Source organism: Streptomyces sp. NPDC031554 (assembly GCF_055580685.1).
Map to the genome: position 1 here is coordinate 546,691 of NZ_JBVIKX010000002.1, position 14,121 is coordinate 560,811.

At 73.9% G+C, this 14,121-nt stretch carries 12 protein-coding genes; 7 read left to right on the forward strand and 5 right to left on the reverse strand.

Going from position 1 to position 14,121, the window contains the following annotated elements:
* Positions 1 to 64 precede the first annotated feature (64 nt).
* The 4 genes from ACZ5FU_RS07865 (at position 65) to ACZ5FU_RS07880 (ending at position 4,172) form a co-directional block, all read left to right on the forward strand.
* Positions 65 to 466, forward strand: coding sequence for a hypothetical protein (locus ACZ5FU_RS07865; RefSeq protein ID WP_366061483.1), 402 nt, complete (start codon positions 65 to 67; stop codon positions 464 to 466).
* Between the two features lie 154 nt (positions 467 to 620).
* A complete protein-coding gene (locus tag ACZ5FU_RS07870) occupies positions 621 to 2,702 on the forward strand; it encodes a phage holin family protein (RefSeq protein WP_451527307.1) in 2,082 nt (693 codons plus the stop codon).
* A gap of 179 nt (positions 2,703 to 2,881) precedes the next feature.
* A complete protein-coding gene (locus ACZ5FU_RS07875) occupies positions 2,882 to 3,310 on the forward strand; it encodes an OsmC family protein (protein ID WP_451527308.1) in 429 nt (142 codons plus the stop codon).
* A gap of 106 nt (positions 3,311 to 3,416) precedes the next feature.
* Positions 3,417 to 4,172: a glycerophosphodiester phosphodiesterase family protein gene (locus tag ACZ5FU_RS07880; protein WP_468834411.1), complete on the forward strand. Its 756-nt coding sequence runs from the start codon at positions 3,417 to 3,419 to the stop codon at positions 4,170 to 4,172.
* Between the two features lie 73 nt (positions 4,173 to 4,245).
* Here ACZ5FU_RS07880 and ACZ5FU_RS07885 read toward each other — a convergent pair whose 3' ends face one another.
* The 4 genes from ACZ5FU_RS07885 to ACZ5FU_RS07900 form a co-directional block, all read right to left on the reverse strand.
* Complete coding sequence (locus ACZ5FU_RS07885) at positions 4,246 to 4,737, reverse strand: nitrate reductase molybdenum cofactor assembly chaperone (protein WP_451527310.1); 492 nt, start codon at positions 4,735 to 4,737, stop codon at positions 4,246 to 4,248.
* Between the two features lie 281 nt (positions 4,738 to 5,018).
* Positions 5,019 to 5,837, reverse strand: coding sequence for an SAM-dependent methyltransferase (locus ACZ5FU_RS07890; RefSeq protein ID WP_468834408.1), 819 nt, complete (start codon positions 5,835 to 5,837; stop codon positions 5,019 to 5,021).
* 104 nt (positions 5,838 to 5,941) lie between these two features.
* Positions 5,942 to 6,805, reverse strand: coding sequence for a helix-turn-helix domain-containing protein (locus ACZ5FU_RS07895; RefSeq protein ID WP_451527312.1), 864 nt, complete (start codon positions 6,803 to 6,805; stop codon positions 5,942 to 5,944).
* A gap of 99 nt (positions 6,806 to 6,904) precedes the next feature.
* A complete protein-coding gene (locus ACZ5FU_RS07900; protein ID WP_468834405.1) occupies positions 6,905 to 7,732 on the reverse strand; it encodes a helix-turn-helix domain-containing protein in 828 nt (275 codons plus the stop codon).
* 256 nt (positions 7,733 to 7,988) lie between these two features.
* On the opposite strand from ACZ5FU_RS07900, the gene ACZ5FU_RS07905 reads away from it, so the two are divergent.
* The 3 genes from ACZ5FU_RS07905 (at position 7,989) to ACZ5FU_RS07915 (ending at position 11,319) form a co-directional block, all read left to right on the forward strand.
* On the forward strand, positions 7,989 to 8,294 hold the full coding sequence (locus ACZ5FU_RS07905; protein ID WP_451776721.1) for a 4a-hydroxytetrahydrobiopterin dehydratase: 306 nt from the start codon (positions 7,989 to 7,991) through the stop codon (positions 8,292 to 8,294).
* A gap of 28 nt (positions 8,295 to 8,322) precedes the next feature.
* Positions 8,323 to 9,078: a class I SAM-dependent methyltransferase gene (locus tag ACZ5FU_RS07910; RefSeq protein ID WP_468834402.1), complete on the forward strand. Its 756-nt coding sequence runs from the start codon at positions 8,323 to 8,325 to the stop codon at positions 9,076 to 9,078.
* Positions 9,079 to 9,402: 324 nt separating this feature from the next.
* Positions 9,403 to 11,319, forward strand: a complete 1,917-nt coding sequence (locus tag ACZ5FU_RS07915; RefSeq protein WP_468834400.1) for a rhamnogalacturonan lyase — start codon at positions 9,403 to 9,405, stop codon at positions 11,317 to 11,319.
* 109 nt (positions 11,320 to 11,428) lie between these two features.
* Here the strand turns inward: ACZ5FU_RS07915 and ACZ5FU_RS07920 are convergent, their stop codons facing one another.
* Positions 11,429 to 14,089 carry a cellulose binding domain-containing protein gene (locus tag ACZ5FU_RS07920; RefSeq protein WP_451527317.1) on the reverse strand — a complete coding sequence of 887 codons (2,661 nt, stop codon included), beginning with the start codon at positions 14,087 to 14,089 and terminating at the stop codon, positions 11,429 to 11,431.
* Positions 14,090 to 14,121: the final 32 nt, after the last annotated feature.

Consider the following 14,121-nt stretch of genomic DNA (forward strand, 5'->3'; position numbering starts at 1 on the left):
ACTCCCCCGAAGCCTACGGGCAGCGGTAGGGTCGGCGGCGAAACCCGGAGGTGAGGGGGACGCCATGGGACCGGTGCGGGTCACGGCGATCGCGAGTCTGACGCCGCTGGAGGAATTGGACGCCGATCCCTTCCTGGTGGACTCCCGCGGCCAGCACGCGATGTGCGCCCGCTGGGCCGCGGAACGGGGCTACGTCGTCAGCCGCGAGCTGCTGGTGCGCGGGCTGCGGCCGGACCACTGCGTCCTGTGGGACGGGGTCAGGCCCGGTGTCGACCTCTTCGTCGCGCCGAGCCGGCGGGTGCTGGAGAGCGCCCTGTCGTCCGTCGACGAGTTCGCCGAGGAATGCGCGCGACGGGGGGTGCGGGTGGAGACGGTGGGCGTCGCCGAACCCGCCTACGACGCGCAGATGAAGGCACGGGTGCACCGGAGGCTGTCGATGCCGACCGCCGGGTACGACGGACGCTGACCGCCCGCACGGTCCGTCCCCGCCCCGTGGCGGACCCGCGCGCCGGTGCCGCCCCGCGCCCCCCTTCGGCACGTCCCCGTCGACCGTCCGTGTGACAGGGTGGTGGGGCAGAGGGCCGCACCGGCGACGGCCCGGGACGTGAGGTGTACGGAGCGTGGGTCAGGGGCGTTGGCGGCGGGCCGTCAGTCAGGCCGGGCGGAGCGTCGCGGTGTGGGGCGTCTCCACCGTCACGATGCTGGCGCTCGCGGGCGCCCTGCCGGACTTCCGGCTCCAGTCGCCCGACGGCGACAGCGCCACCACCATCGCCCTCACCGCGGCCGCCGGCGCCGGTGTCTTCGGCGTGCTGTCGGCGCTCGTCTGGCCGCTGCTGGTCCGGCTGCTGCTGCTGGTGCCGGCGCTCGTCCTCGGCCTGCTGGTGTTCTTCCTCAACGGTTCGCTGCTGCTGCTGGCCCTGCGGCTCAACCCGTCGGGCCAGAGCGAGGCCGCCCCCGAGACCGCCGTCATCGTCGCCGCCGTGATGTCCGCCGTCGCCTCCGCCACCGGCGGCGCCCTCGCCGTCCGCGACGACGAGGCCTACCGGCGCCGGCTGTACCGTCTCGCCGACCGCCGCCGCGGCCGCGGCCCCGCCTGCCCCACCACCCACGGCACCGTCTTCCTCCAGCTCGACGGCGTCGGCCACGACGTGCTGGACGCGGCCGTGCGCAACGGCCTGATGCCGACCGTCGCCCGATGGCTGGGCGCCGGACCGGGCACGACGGTCCGCCCCACCCACCGCCTCACCCCGTGGCGCACCGACTGGTCCAGCCAGACCGGGGCCAGCCAGCTCGGCATCCTGCACGGCAGCAACTTCGACGTGCCCGCGTTCCGCTGGTACGAGAAGGACAGCCGCGAGGTGATGGTCTGCAACCGTCCGACCAGCGCCGCCGAACTCCAGCGCCGCGCCGTGGAGCGCACCGGCGACGGCGGGCTGCTCTCCGCCGACGGCGCCAGCCGCGGCAACCTCTTCGGCGGCGGCGCCGACGAACAGGCCCTCGTCCTGTCCATCGCCACCCGCCGCCGCAGCCGCGCCACCCGCTCCCGGTCGGGGTACTTCGCCTACTTCTCCGACCCCGCCAACGCCGTCCGCACCGCCCTGTCCTTCGTGGCGGAGACCTGCCGGGAGATCGGCCAGTCCACCCGCGCCCGGCTGCGCGGGCAGCGGCCGCGGGTGGCCCGCGGCGGCCTGTACCCGTTCATCCGCGCCTTCGCGACCGTCGTCGAGCGGGACGTCGTCGTCGCCGCCGTGACGGGCGACCTGCTGGCCGGCCGCAGCGCCGTCTACGCCGACCTGGTCGCCTACGACGAGGTGGCCCACCACTCCGGACCGCTCGGCCGCGACACCGAGCAGGTCCTCGCCCGCCTCGACCGCTCGCTGGCCCTCATCGAGAACGTCGCCGAGCACGCCCCGCGGCCGTACCGCATCGTCGTCCTGTCCGACCACGGGCAGAGCCCCGGCGAGACCTTCCGCACCCGCTACGGCCTCACCCTCGCCGACCTGGTCCGGGCCGGCTGCGGGCTGCCCGTGCCGCGCCGGGCGCGGCGCACCCACAGCGGCGCCGAGGCCCGCGCGGCCGTCCGGGCCGCCCTGCACCGGCCCGTCGAGGAGGGCGGCGAGCAGTACCGTCCGGCCCCCCGTTCGGAGCCGATCGTGCTCGCCTCCGGCAACCTCGGCCTGGTCTCCTTCCCCGACGTGCCGCACCGGATGAGCAAGGAGGAGATCGACGCCCGTCATCCCGCCCTGCTCACCACGCTCGCCAACCACCCCGGCATCGGCTTCCTCCTCGTCCGCAGCGAGCGGCACGGCGGAGTGGTGCTGGGCGCGTACGGCGCGGAGATCCCCCTCGACCGGCTCGACGAGGAACCCGGCCCGCTGGCCGGGTTCGGGCCGGGAGCCGTCGAGGCGGTGCGCCGCACCCACTCCTTCCCGCACACCGCCGACATCATGGTCAACTCCTTCCACGACCCCGCCGACGGCGAGGTCCTCGCCTTCGAGGAGCAGATCGGCTCCCACGGCGGCCTCGGCGGCGCCCAGTCGAAACCGTTCCTGCTGTCCCCGCTCGCCCTGTCCGCGCCGGTCGAGGACGGCGCCGACCTGACCGGCGCCGAACAGGTCCACCACGTCCTGCGCCGCTGGCTGCGCGAGTCGGACGGGCCCCAGGTCCCCCTGGAGACCGCCCCCGGGGAACGCGCCGCCTGAGGACCGGCCCACGCGGGCCGCGGAACGGCGTGCCGCGCCGGCCACCCCGAGCCGCGGGATCGCCCGCTGCCGTTCACCCCGCGGGGGCCGGACTTCCCGGTGCGGTGACCGGGAGTGTGATCGGATGGGCACGGAAACCCGTCGTACCGTCGTACGGGAAACACGCGAAAGGAACAACCGTGGCCACCACGCGCTCCGCACACACCGTCTGGGAAGGCAGCCTGACCGAGGGGAACGGGGTCGTCGCCTTCGACTCCTCCGGTGCCATCGGCGAGCAGCCCGTGACGTGGGCCGCCCGCACCCAGGAGGCGAACGGGAAGACCAGCCCGGAGGAGCTGATCGCCGCCGCCCACTCCAGCTGCTTCTCGATGGCCTTCTCGCACGCCCTGACCGGTGCCGGCACCCCGCCCACCAAGCTGGTCACCTCCGCCGACGTCACCTTCCAGCCGGGTGAGGGAATCACGGGCATCCACCTCACCGTGGAGGGCACCGTGCCGGGCCTCGACGAGGACGCGTTCGTCGCCGCCGCCGAGCAGGCCAAGGTCGGCTGCCCGGTCTCGCAGGCGCTGAAGGCCGTACCGATCACCCTGTCCGCGAAGCTCGCCTGAGCCACCGGGTCCCGGCCGGTCGCGCCGACCGCACGACCGGCCGGTCCTCCGCGGGCCGGCGCCCGGACCGCCTCGACCGCGTCCACCCCGTCCGTGAGGAGAAGGCATGACACGACCCGCCGTCTCCGCCCACCGCGGCGGCAGCGAGCACCGTACGGCCGCCACCCTCGAGGCCTACGAGGACGCGCTCTCCTCGGGCGCCGAGTACGCGGAGTTCGACGTCCGGCGCACCGCCGACGGCGTCCTCGTGGTCCACCACGACGCCCGTGCCGGACGCACCGGGCCCCCGCTGTCCCGTCTGACCTACGCCGACCTGTGTGCGCGCGCCGGACACGCCGTCCCCCTCGCCGAGGAGGTCATGGCGCTGGTCGCGGGCAGGCTGATCGGCCACCTGGACCTGAAGGGAACGGGCCACGAGCGGCAGGCGGTCGACCTCGCCGTGGCGCTGCTCGGCCGGGACGGGTTCGTCGCCACGACGCTGGAGGACCGTTCCGTCGCCGCGATCACCCGCGGTTTCCCCGGCGTGCGCACCGCCCTGTCGCTGGGGCGGGACCGCCGGGAGGTCGCGACGGCCCGGCTGGCCGGGACCCGCGCGAGCGAACTGTTCCCGGCCCGGCGCCTGCGGGCCTGCGGAGCCCACGGCGTCGCCGTCCACCACCGGCTGGCCCGCACCACCGTCCTGCGCGGGGCGGCCCGACGGGGCCTGTTCACCCTGGTGTGGACGGTCAACGACGACGCCGGACTGCGCTCCTTCCTCGCAGACCCCCGGGTGGACGTGCTGGTCACCGACCGGCCGCGGCACGCGGTGCGGCTGCGCGGCGAACCGCGCCGCGGCCTTCCGGCGGCCGACGCGCCCGGGTAGGCCCCGCGACGGCCGCCCGCGCCCGACCGGGCGGTGCCGGGCGGTAACGGGCGGTGCTGGTGGGGGTCCCCGTCTACGGCCGCCGTCCGTCCGGTGCCGGCAGTGCGGCGCACACGGCGCTCAGGACCGACGCGTACGGTGTGCCGAGGCCGGTGAGCCGGGAGCGCAGCCGCTCCAGACCGGCGCGGCGCCCGGTGAGCAGGCCGGTGTCGCCGGTACGGGCCGTGAACTCCAGGACGGCCGGCAGGAAGTCGGGCGGCTCCTCACCGGTGAACCTCAGTCCGTGCCGCCGGTAGGAGTCCTCGAAGCGGGCCGGGCGGGCGCCGTCGCGCCGGTCGCCCTCGTCGTGCCACCGGCTCAGGCGCAGACCGTGCGGGTCCTCGGAGTCGAAGACCCGCACGTAGTGCTCGGCCAGCTCCGTCCGCGGGGTGACGGCCGCGTGGTCGGTGAACTCCCGCAAGGGCGGGGCCGCTTCGCGCAGCAGGGGCAGCCGCGCGTACAGATCGTGGTCGGGGTACGTCAGGCAGAGCGCGGCCGCCTGGTACAGCACGGCGTCCGAGGGCATCACGCCTCCTTCCCGGGCTTCACGGGGCGCTCCCGCGCCCGCCCCTGTCCCGAACGGTAGGGGCCGGCGCGGGAGCGCACCCGTTCACGGCCTCCGTACGGGGCACGGCGCCGGTACGGGGCGCCCGCGCCGGGGCTCCAGGGGCCCGGCGTTCCGAGCCCCGGGGCCTCGGCGTCCCGAGGCCCCGGTGCTCGGCGGCAGGCGCCCGGCGTCCGGCCCCCCGGCGTCCGGAGCCCTGGCACCCGGCGTCCCCACGTCCGGCGTCCCGGCGGTCTCCGGCCTCAGGGCTTGCGGGCCACCCCCGCGTACACCGGCACGATGCCGTCCGACTGCAGGGCGACGTCCTCGGGGTCCGGCCGCCAGCCGGAGACCGGGATCACGCCCGGGCCCAGCAGCTCCAGGCCCTCGAAGAAGCGGGAGAACTCCGCCAGCGAACGGGGGTGGAAGGGGGTTCCGCTGCGCCGGAAATGGTTCGCGGCGTTCTCGATCGCCTCCGGGTTCAGGTCGGGGGTGACCTGGGAGAGGATCAGGTGACTGCCGGGTGCGAGCGCGTCGACGTACCGCTTCAGCAGCCCGTACACGTCGTCGCCCGCCGGGTCCTCGCCCAGGTAGTGGGTCAGCGCGACCAGGGACAGCGACACCGGCCGGTCGAGGTCCAGGAAACCGGCCGCCCGGTGCAGCAGGGCGTCGACGTCACGGACGTCGGCGTGCACGTACTCGGTGGCGCCCTCGGCCGAGCCGTGCAGCAGCGCCTGGGCGTGCCGCAGCACGATCGGATCGTTGTCGGCGTAGACGACTCGCGACTCGGGGGCGACGCCCTGGGCCACCTGGTGCAGATTGGGCTCGGTGGGGATGCCCGTGCCGATGTCCAGGAACTGGCGGACGCCGGTCTCGGCGACCGCGCGCACGGCCCGCTGCATGAACCGGCGGTTGGCGCGCGCCCCGCGTAACACCGTGCCGTCCACGGCGAGGATCCTGCGGGCCAGTTCCTCGTCCACGGGATAGTTGTCCTTGCCGCCCAGCCACCAGTCGTACACCCGTGCCGGATGCGGCCTGCTGGTGTCGATGCGGACGGTGGACTCGGGCTCGGATCCGGTCATGCGCGGTCTTCTCCTGACAACTGGTGACGGGTGAGGGGCGACGGGCGACGGGTGAGGGAACGGTCGGAGGGCCGGTGTCGGCGGTGGCGCCCGGCCGGCCGGGGTCAGAACGCGCCGCGGACATCGCGCAGCAGTTTCGCCGTGCGCTGTGCCGACGCGGCGTGCGTCGTCATGTGGTCGAGGACCTCCAGGTGCGCGGAGACCTCCCTGCGCGAGTCCAGGTACAGCGCGCCGGACAGGTACTCGGTGACGACCATGTCGGGCAGTTCGGGTTCGGCGAACCGGAACAGCGAGAACGGCGCGGACGTCCCCGGGTGCGGACCACTCGCGAACTCGGCGACCTGCAGCGTGATCCGGTCGCGTTCCGACAGTTCCAGCAGCTTGTCGACCTGCTCGTACATGACGTCGGCGTCGACGCTGACCGGCCTGCGCAGTACCGTCTCGTCCATCACGACCCACAGATGGGGCGGGTCGGTTCCCTCGAGCAGTCGCTGCCGGGCCAGGCGCAGCGACACGTGCCGCTCGACGGCCTGCGGGCCGACGCGGCCGACGGTCCCGGCCTCCAGCACGGCTCGCGCGTACCGCTCCGTCTGCAACAGGCCCGGCACGAAGTGGGGTTCGTAGGACCGGATGAGGCGGGCCGCGCCCTCCAGGCTGACGTACAGGCTGAACCACTCCGGCAGGACGTCGTGGTAACGCTGCCACCAACCGGGCCGGTTGGCCTCCTCGGCGAGTGTGACGAAGGTGTCGGTCTCCGCCTCGTCCACCCCGTAGGTCTCCAACAGCACCTGCACGTAGGGAATCTTGAGGGAGACCTCGGCCGTCTCCATGCGCCGCACGGTCGCGGGCGCCACCCGCAGGGCGCGAGCCGCCTCCTCACGGCTGATGCCCGCCGCCTCGCGCAACTCCTGCAGCCGTCTGCCGAGCACCACCTGGCCCACGGTGGGCGCCGGCCGCCTTTCACTCACGCCACGTCTCCCCTGCGTGTCGAGGCACGCCGGTCAGTGTGTCACGTCCCGGCTGCGCTCCGACAGGGACGAAAGGATCATCCTCTGCCCGACGCTCCATCAGTTCACCAGCGAATGAAGGTACTTGACGGTCGCCGGGTCGGCCGGGAGCAGTGTCTCGATGGCCAGCTCGGCGACCGTCACGTCCATCGGCGTGTTGAACGTGGAGATCGACGAGACGAACGACAGCGTCCGGCCCTCGTGCTCGATCAGCATCGGCAGCGCGAAGTACGGCACCGCCTCGACGGGTCCGGTCCCCGGCGTGGCCTGCGGGACCGGGTACGCCGCCACCTCCTCGTACAGCGCGCGCAGCGGCGCGGAGCGGTGCAGGGCGATCTGCCGTTCCATCTGTGCCAGCAGATGACCGCGCCACTCGGGCAGGTTGCGGATGCGCGGCGCGAGGCCCTCCGGGTGCAGCGTCAGCCGCATGGCGTTGAGCGGCGGCGCGAGCATCGACTCCGGGAGGTCCGCCAGCAGCATGGTGATGCCGCGGTTGGCGGCCAGCACGTTGTACGTCGCGTCCACCACCAGCGCCGGGTACGGCTCGTAGCCCTGGATCAGGCGCTCCATGCCGGCCCGCACCGCGTCCAGCGCCGGGTCGTCCAGCGGGGTCTCGCGGTAGCGGGGGGCGTAACCCGCCGCCACGAGAAGGGCGTTGCGCTCGCGCACGGGCACGTCCAGGTGCTCGGCCAGGCGCAGCACCATCTCCTCGCTCGGCCGGGAACGGCCCGTCTCCACGAAGCTGATGTGCCGGGCCGAGGAGTCCGCGCGCAGCGCCAGCTCCAGCTGGCTGACCTTGCGCCGCTCCCGCCAGGCCCGCAGCAGGGGGCCGACGCCCCGGTCGGCCGGGGCGGCGGAGTTCGGGGTGCCGGTCGCGAGAAGGGTCATGCGGACGACCGTAGCGGAGAGCCGGCCGGCGGCACCGTGCGAGCCGTGGCGGCCGGCGGGACCGGCCGGGGTGGCGGTGGTGGCCGGCCACGGGCCCCGCGGCCCCGCGGCCCCGCGGCCCCGCGGACCCGCGGGCCGTGCCCGAGGGTTGTCGGCCCCGGCCGGCGGGCACCCTTGCGGCCAGGGCCGTCGGGGCGCTTCTGTGGCAGGCTGGACGGGTGCCCGACACCCCGTCCCCGAGGAAGGGAGCCAGGTCATGGCCGTCGTACCGCTGTCGCAGAAGGAGATCGACGACCGGCTCGCGGAGCTGCCCGGCTGGTCCCACGACGCGGGCCGGCTCACCCGCTCCTACGAGCTGGCCTCCCACTTCGCCGCGACCGCACTGGTCGTCCATGTGGCCCGGGTCCAGGAGGAGCTGAACCACCACTCCGAGCTGACCCTCGGCTACCGCACGGTGTCCCTCGCGGTGAACACCCACAGCGCGGGCGGCGCCGTCACCGAGCTCGACTTCGAGCTGGCCCGCCGGGTGCGGGACCTGGCCCCGGCGCACGGCGCGCGCTGAGACGCGCGGCGGACGGGACGGGGCCCACGTGCTGGACTACGACGAGGAAGCCGGACGCTACGACGCCTCGCGCGGCGGCGAGCCCCGGGCGGCGGCCGCCGCGGAGGCCGTCCTGGCCCTCCTGCCGGGCGGGACGCGCGGCCTGCTCGACGTCGCCTGCGGCACCGGCATCGTCACGCGCCGGCTCGCCGGACACGACGGCCTGCGGGTGACCGGCGTCGACCTCGCCGCGGCGATGGTCCGCCGGGCCGCGGTACGTCTGCCGGGTGCCGTCGTGCGCGCCGACAGCCGCCGACTGCCTTTCCGAAGCGGGGAGTTCGACGCCGTCAGCAGTGTGTGGCTGCTCCACCTCGCGCCGACCGACGTGGACGCGCGGGCGATCGTCGCCGAGTGCGCGCGGGTGCTGCGGCCCGGCGGCGTGTACGTCACCACCGTCGACAAGGCCGCCTCGCACAACGTGGGCAGCGACATCGACGCCGTCCTCGCCGCCCGTCCGCCCAGCGCGGCCCGCGACGGGGCGTCGCTCGTGGACGCGTACGCCGCCGCCCGCGGCCTCGTCCCCGCGGGCCGGGGCCGCTTCCCCGGCCGGGGCCAGGGCCGCAGCCCGCGCCGCACCGTCGCCGACCTGCAGCGCGGCTGGTTCGTCACCCTGCCGCCGGGCGAGCCGATCACCGAGACCTTCGCCGCGCGCCTGACCACGCTGCCCGACCAGGACCGGCCCCGTCCCGACCCCTGGTTCACGCTCAAGGCCTACCAGAAGCCGGTGACGCCGCCGGACGCGTGAAGCCCGTGGTCCGGCCGTGTCCCGGCCCGTGGTCCGGCCGGGTGGTCCAGCCGGCCGGACCCGTCGGTCCCGTCGGCCGGCCCGGGTGTCCCCGACGGCCACCCGGGCCGCCCGCGTCCCCGAGCCCCGGACGCGCCCGCCCGGACCGCGACCGCACACCGTCCGAGCACCGCGGTGCCCCTCCCCGGCGACGCGTTCGGCGAACCGCCCCGAGGAACGCCCCCGGAAACGTCCGGAGAAACGCCCGGCGAACCCGGCAACCTCCGTACCGTCGGCGGCGACTGGGAGAACGGAACCCGTCCGTCCTCCCGGGAGGTACCTCTCGTGCAGCACCCCCACCCGCACGCGCCCGAGCCGCGGCCCCCGCTGCGTCCCCCCACGCACCGCAGGCGCCGCAGGACCGCCGTCCTCGCCGCGGTGACCGCCGTGACCGCGCTGGCCGGAGCCGGACTCACCGCGCTCTCCACCGACTCCGCCGAGGCGGCCACCGCCCGCCAGGTCGAGAAGCTCGACCGGGGAGTCGTCAGCGTCCACACCGACAGCGGCAACCTGGTCAGCTGGCGCTGGCTCGGCACCGACCCGAACGACGTCTCCTTCAACGTCTACCGGGCCGGCACGAAGGTCAACGCGACCCCGGTCACCGGCTCCACGAACTTCTTCCACGCCGGCGCCCCGGCCCAGGCCGACTACACGGTCCGCGCGGTCGTCGGCGGCGTCGAACAGGCCGACTCCGTCCACGCCGTCCAGCTCCGCACCGGCTACAAGGACGTCCCGATCACCCCGCCCGCCGGCGGCACCACCCCCGACGGGGTGGCCTACACCTACGAGGCCAACGACGCCTCCGTCGGCGACCTCGACGGTGACGGAGCCCTGGAGTTCGTCCTCAAGTGGTACCCGACCAACGCCAAGGACAACTCGCAGTCCGGCTACACCGGCAACACGGTCATCGACGCCGTCGAGCTCGACGGCACCCGCCTGTGGCGCGTCGACCTGGGCCGCAACATCCGCTCCGGCGCCCACTACACGCAGTTCCAGGTGTACGACTACGACGGCGACGGCAAGGCCGAGGTCGCCATGAAGACCGCCGACGGCACCAAGGACGGCACCGGCGCGGTCATCGGCAGCTCCAGTGCCGACCACCGAAACTCCAGCGGCTACGTGCTGTCCGGCCCCGAGTTCCTCACCATGTTCAACGGGCAGACCGGCAAGGCCATGGGCACGGTCGACTACGTGCCCGCCCGCGGCACCGTCTCGTCCTGGGGCGACTCCTACGGCAACCGCGTCGACCGCTTCCTCGCCGGCACGGCCTACCTGGACGGCACCCGCCCCTCCCTGATCATGGCGCGCGGCTACTACACCCGCGCGGTGATCGCGGCCTGGGACTGGCGGGGCGGCGCCTTCACCCGCCGCTGGACCTTCGACACCAACTCCTCCACCAACTCCGGCAAGGGCTACGACGGTCAGGGCAACCACGCCCTGTCGGTCGCCGACGTCGACGCCGACGGCAAGGACGAGATCGTCTACGGCGCGATGACCGTCGACGACAACGGCAGCGGCCTGTGGACGACCAAGCTCGGTCACGGCGACGCGGCCCACCTCGGCGACCTCGTGCCGTCCCGGCCCGGACTGGAGTACTTCAAGGTCTCCGAGGACACGAGCAAGCCGGGCTCCTGGATGGCGGACGCCCGCACCGGCCAGATCCTCTGGCAGACGGCCTCCGGCGCGGACAACGGCCGCGGTGTCGCCGCCGACGTCTACGCCGGCAGCGCGGGCGCCGAGGCCTGGTCCGCCTCCGACACCACCCTGCGCTCGGCGACCGGCGCCTCCCTCGGCCGCGAGCCCTCCAGCATCAACTTCGTCACCTGGTGGGACGGCGACCCGGTCCGCGAACTCCTCGACGGCACCCGCATCGACAAGTACGGCACCTCCGGCGACACCCGTCTGCTGACCGCCTCCGGCGTCCACTCCAACAACGGCACCAAGTCCACCCCGTCCCTGTCCGGGGACATCCTGGGCGACTGGCGCGAGGAGGTCGTCTGGCCGACGACGGACAACAAGGCCCTGCGGATCTACTCGACGCCCGTCGAGACCGGCACCAGGATCACGACCCTGCTCCACGACACCCAGTACCGCACGGCCCTGGCCTGGCAGAACACCGCCTACAACCAGCCGCCGCACCCGAGCTTCTTCATCGGCAACGGCATGGCCACGGCCCCGCGGCCGACGGTCTACACGCCCTGACCGGTCCCGCGCGAAGGGCGCGTGCCGCTCGCGGCACGCGCCCCACCGGTCCGGTGACCGCTCGGTTCACTTCAGCGCACCTCGGCGCGCCCCCGGCCCACCGCGCGGCTCAGTTCACCGCGCAGGTCTGCTCGCCCAGCTTGAAGGCGGCCGGTTTCGCGTTCGTGCCCGACCAGGTGCCCGTGAAGCCGAAGCCCACCGAGGAGCCCGCCGCCACGGTGCCGTTCCAGCCGGTGTTCTTCGCGGTCACCGAGGAACCCGACTGGGTGTACTCGGCGTTCCACAGCTGGGAGACCTTCTGGCCGCCGGGGAAGGCCCAGTTCAGCGACCATCCCGACCAGGCGCTCGTCCCCGTGTTGGCGAGCTTCACGTCGGCCTGGAAGCCCCCGGACCACTGGTTGGTGACGGTGTACGTCACCGCGCAGGCGCCCGTCGGCGTCGGGTCCGTGCCGCCGCCCCCGTCGCCCCCGCCCCCGGCGTCCGAGGTGTCGCCGTAGATCACGCCCCGGCCGTTCGTCGCGACGTAGACGCGGCCGTAGACCCGCGGGTCACCCGTGATCGCGGCACCCGTCCAGCCCCACTGGTGGGCGTCGTCGTTGATCCGGGTCCAGCTCGCGCCCTTGTCCGTGGACCGGAAGATGCCGCGCACACCGGCGATCTTCGCGCTGGTGTACAGCGTCTGGTAGGAAGCGCCCGCGGCGGCCTTGCCGAAGCCGATCGTGTCGGCCTCCTGGACGCCGGACAGCTTGGTGAAGCTCGTGCCGCCGTCCGTCGAGTGCCACAGCCCGTACGCCCCGTCGCTCGCCCCGCCGGCCAGCCAGATGTCGCCCTTCGTGCCGGGAAGCGCCTGGAACCGCACGCTGTCCCCGCTGGGCAGACCGGTCGCCGGAGACGCGGCGAAGGTCGCGCCGCCGTCCGAACTGACGTAGAACTTGCCCGACTTGAAACCGTAGAACGTCTTGGCGTCGACACGGTCGGACTCCACGACGGCGCCGGCCGGGATGCCGCTCGACGCCGACCACGAGGTGCCGAAGCCCGTCGTGTGGTGCACCCCGGTGCCCGCCGGGCTCCACACGAAGCGGCCGCCGTCCGCCGCCGCGGCCACCGTCCCGCCGCCGCTCACCCCCGAAGGGTCGGTGCCCGCGAACCAGTTGGCGCCGTTGTCCGTCGAGAACGCCACGTGCGGGCCCGAGTCGAGGTTACCGGTCCGCACGACCGTGTTCGGGTTCGTCCCGGCGAAGTCCAGGCTCGTCGTGGTGGTGAAGTTCGGCGAGGTGAACATCATCGACGGGACCTTGGTCAGGTCGGTGTGGCGGAAGCCGCCGACGTCGCCGAGCGCGCTGAGCAGCGGGGCGCCGGCCGGGGGCGAGGCGAGGTCGTTGACCGCGGTCTCCTCCAGCCCCTGCACCATCGGTTTCACGGTGAACGTGCCGCCGGAGTCCCACGCGGTGAGGTTCTCCGTGCCGTAGACCGTCGCGCCCGTGCCGTACATCATCCGGTTCGAGTCGAAGGGGTCGATCTCCAGCGACTCCGTCATCCAGCCCAGCTTCGGGGACTGCTCGGGTGGTGACGGGTTCGCCCCCCAGGTCAGCCAGGGGGAGGACGAGACGTCCATGGTGTACCGGTTCTGGCGGTCGGGGTACGACGTGTAGTCCCACGCCTTCGTCCAGGTGGCGCCGCTGTCGGTGGAGCGGAAGATCTGGGTGTCCGGCCACCAGGAGCTGTAGGCGGTCGCCATCACCGTGCCGGGGCGCTGCCGGTCGACCGTCAGCCCGCTGAAACCGTAGTAGGTGTCGGCCTCGGCGACCGGGCTGATGTCGGTCCAGGTCCCGGTCGCCGTCGTGTACCGGTACAGCCGGCCCTTGCCGCCGTCGTACGGGCCGCCCTTGTCGCTGTAGGCGAGGTACAGCTGACCGTTGACGGCGTCCAGGACACCCTTGTGCGCCAGGTGTCCCGTCGGCTGCCCGGCCAGCCGCGACCAGGTGGCGCCCGCGTCCGTCGAGCGGTACACCGCGTTGTCCTGGTCCGCGACACCGACGTAGACCGTCTTCGTGGCGCTGCCCGACGTGCCGGTCGACTCGTCGAACGTGACCCAGACGATGCCCTGGTTGTCGGAGGCGTAGCCGCTGGTGTCGCTCGGATCCTGCACGTAGTTACCGACGTTGGGGAAGTTCGCCACCTGCGACCAGGTGACGCCCGAGTCCGTCGACCGCCACAGTCCCTTGCCGCTGGGCGCGCCCAGGTACAGCACGCTGTTGCGGTTCGGGTCGACGGCGAGGCGCTCGCCCATGCCGCGGCCGGGCATGTTGCCGCCGAGCTTGAACGGCAGGTCCGTCCGCTGCCAGCTCGCGCCCCGGTCCGCGGAGCGCATGACCGCCCCGTTGCCCGGGTCCCAGCTGTTGGTGTACGTGCCGACGGCGGCGTACACCCGGTTCGGGTCGACGGAGTCGGAGGCCAGGCTCACCACGCCCGTGTGCCCCCAGTTCGCCCAGCCGACCGAGTCCAGCAGCGGCGTCCAGGTCTTGCTGCTCTGCTGCCAGCGGTAGGCCCCGCCGATGTCGGTGCGGGCGTAGGCGAGGTTCTTCTCCTTGCGGTTGAAGACGATGCCCGGGACGAAACCGCCGCCGTCGATGCGGGCGTTCTTCCAGGTGTACGACTCCGCCGCCAGGGGTGCCGGGGCGGCGCCGTCTGCGGCGAGTGCGGGCGGGGTGCCGGCGAGCAGGCCGGCCGCGAGTGCCAGCGCGGCCGTGAGGAGACGGGTTCTTCGCACAGTGGGGTCCTTCCTCGAGAAGCCGTGTCAAG

What these genes read in the sequence shown, in the direction of transcription:
- ACZ5FU_RS07880 (WP_468834411.1), top strand. Translation starts at nt 3,417, where the DNA reads ATGACACGACCCGCCGTCTCCGCCCACCGCGGCGGCAGCGAGCACCGT.
- ACZ5FU_RS07885 (WP_451527310.1), bottom strand. Translation starts at nt 4,737, where the DNA reads ATGCCCTCGGACGCCGTGCTGTACCAGGCGGCCGCGCTCTGCCTGACG.
- ACZ5FU_RS07900 (WP_468834405.1), bottom strand. Translation starts at nt 7,732, where the DNA reads ATGACCCTTCTCGCGACCGGCACCCCGAACTCCGCCGCCCCGGCCGAC.
- ACZ5FU_RS07905 (WP_451776721.1), top strand. Translation starts at nt 7,989, where the DNA reads ATGGCCGTCGTACCGCTGTCGCAGAAGGAGATCGACGACCGGCTCGCG.
- ACZ5FU_RS07865 (WP_366061483.1), top strand. Translation starts at nt 65, where the DNA reads ATGGGACCGGTGCGGGTCACGGCGATCGCGAGTCTGACGCCGCTGGAG.
- ACZ5FU_RS07890 (WP_468834408.1), bottom strand. Translation starts at nt 5,837, where the DNA reads ATGACCGGATCCGAGCCCGAGTCCACCGTCCGCATCGACACCAGCAGG.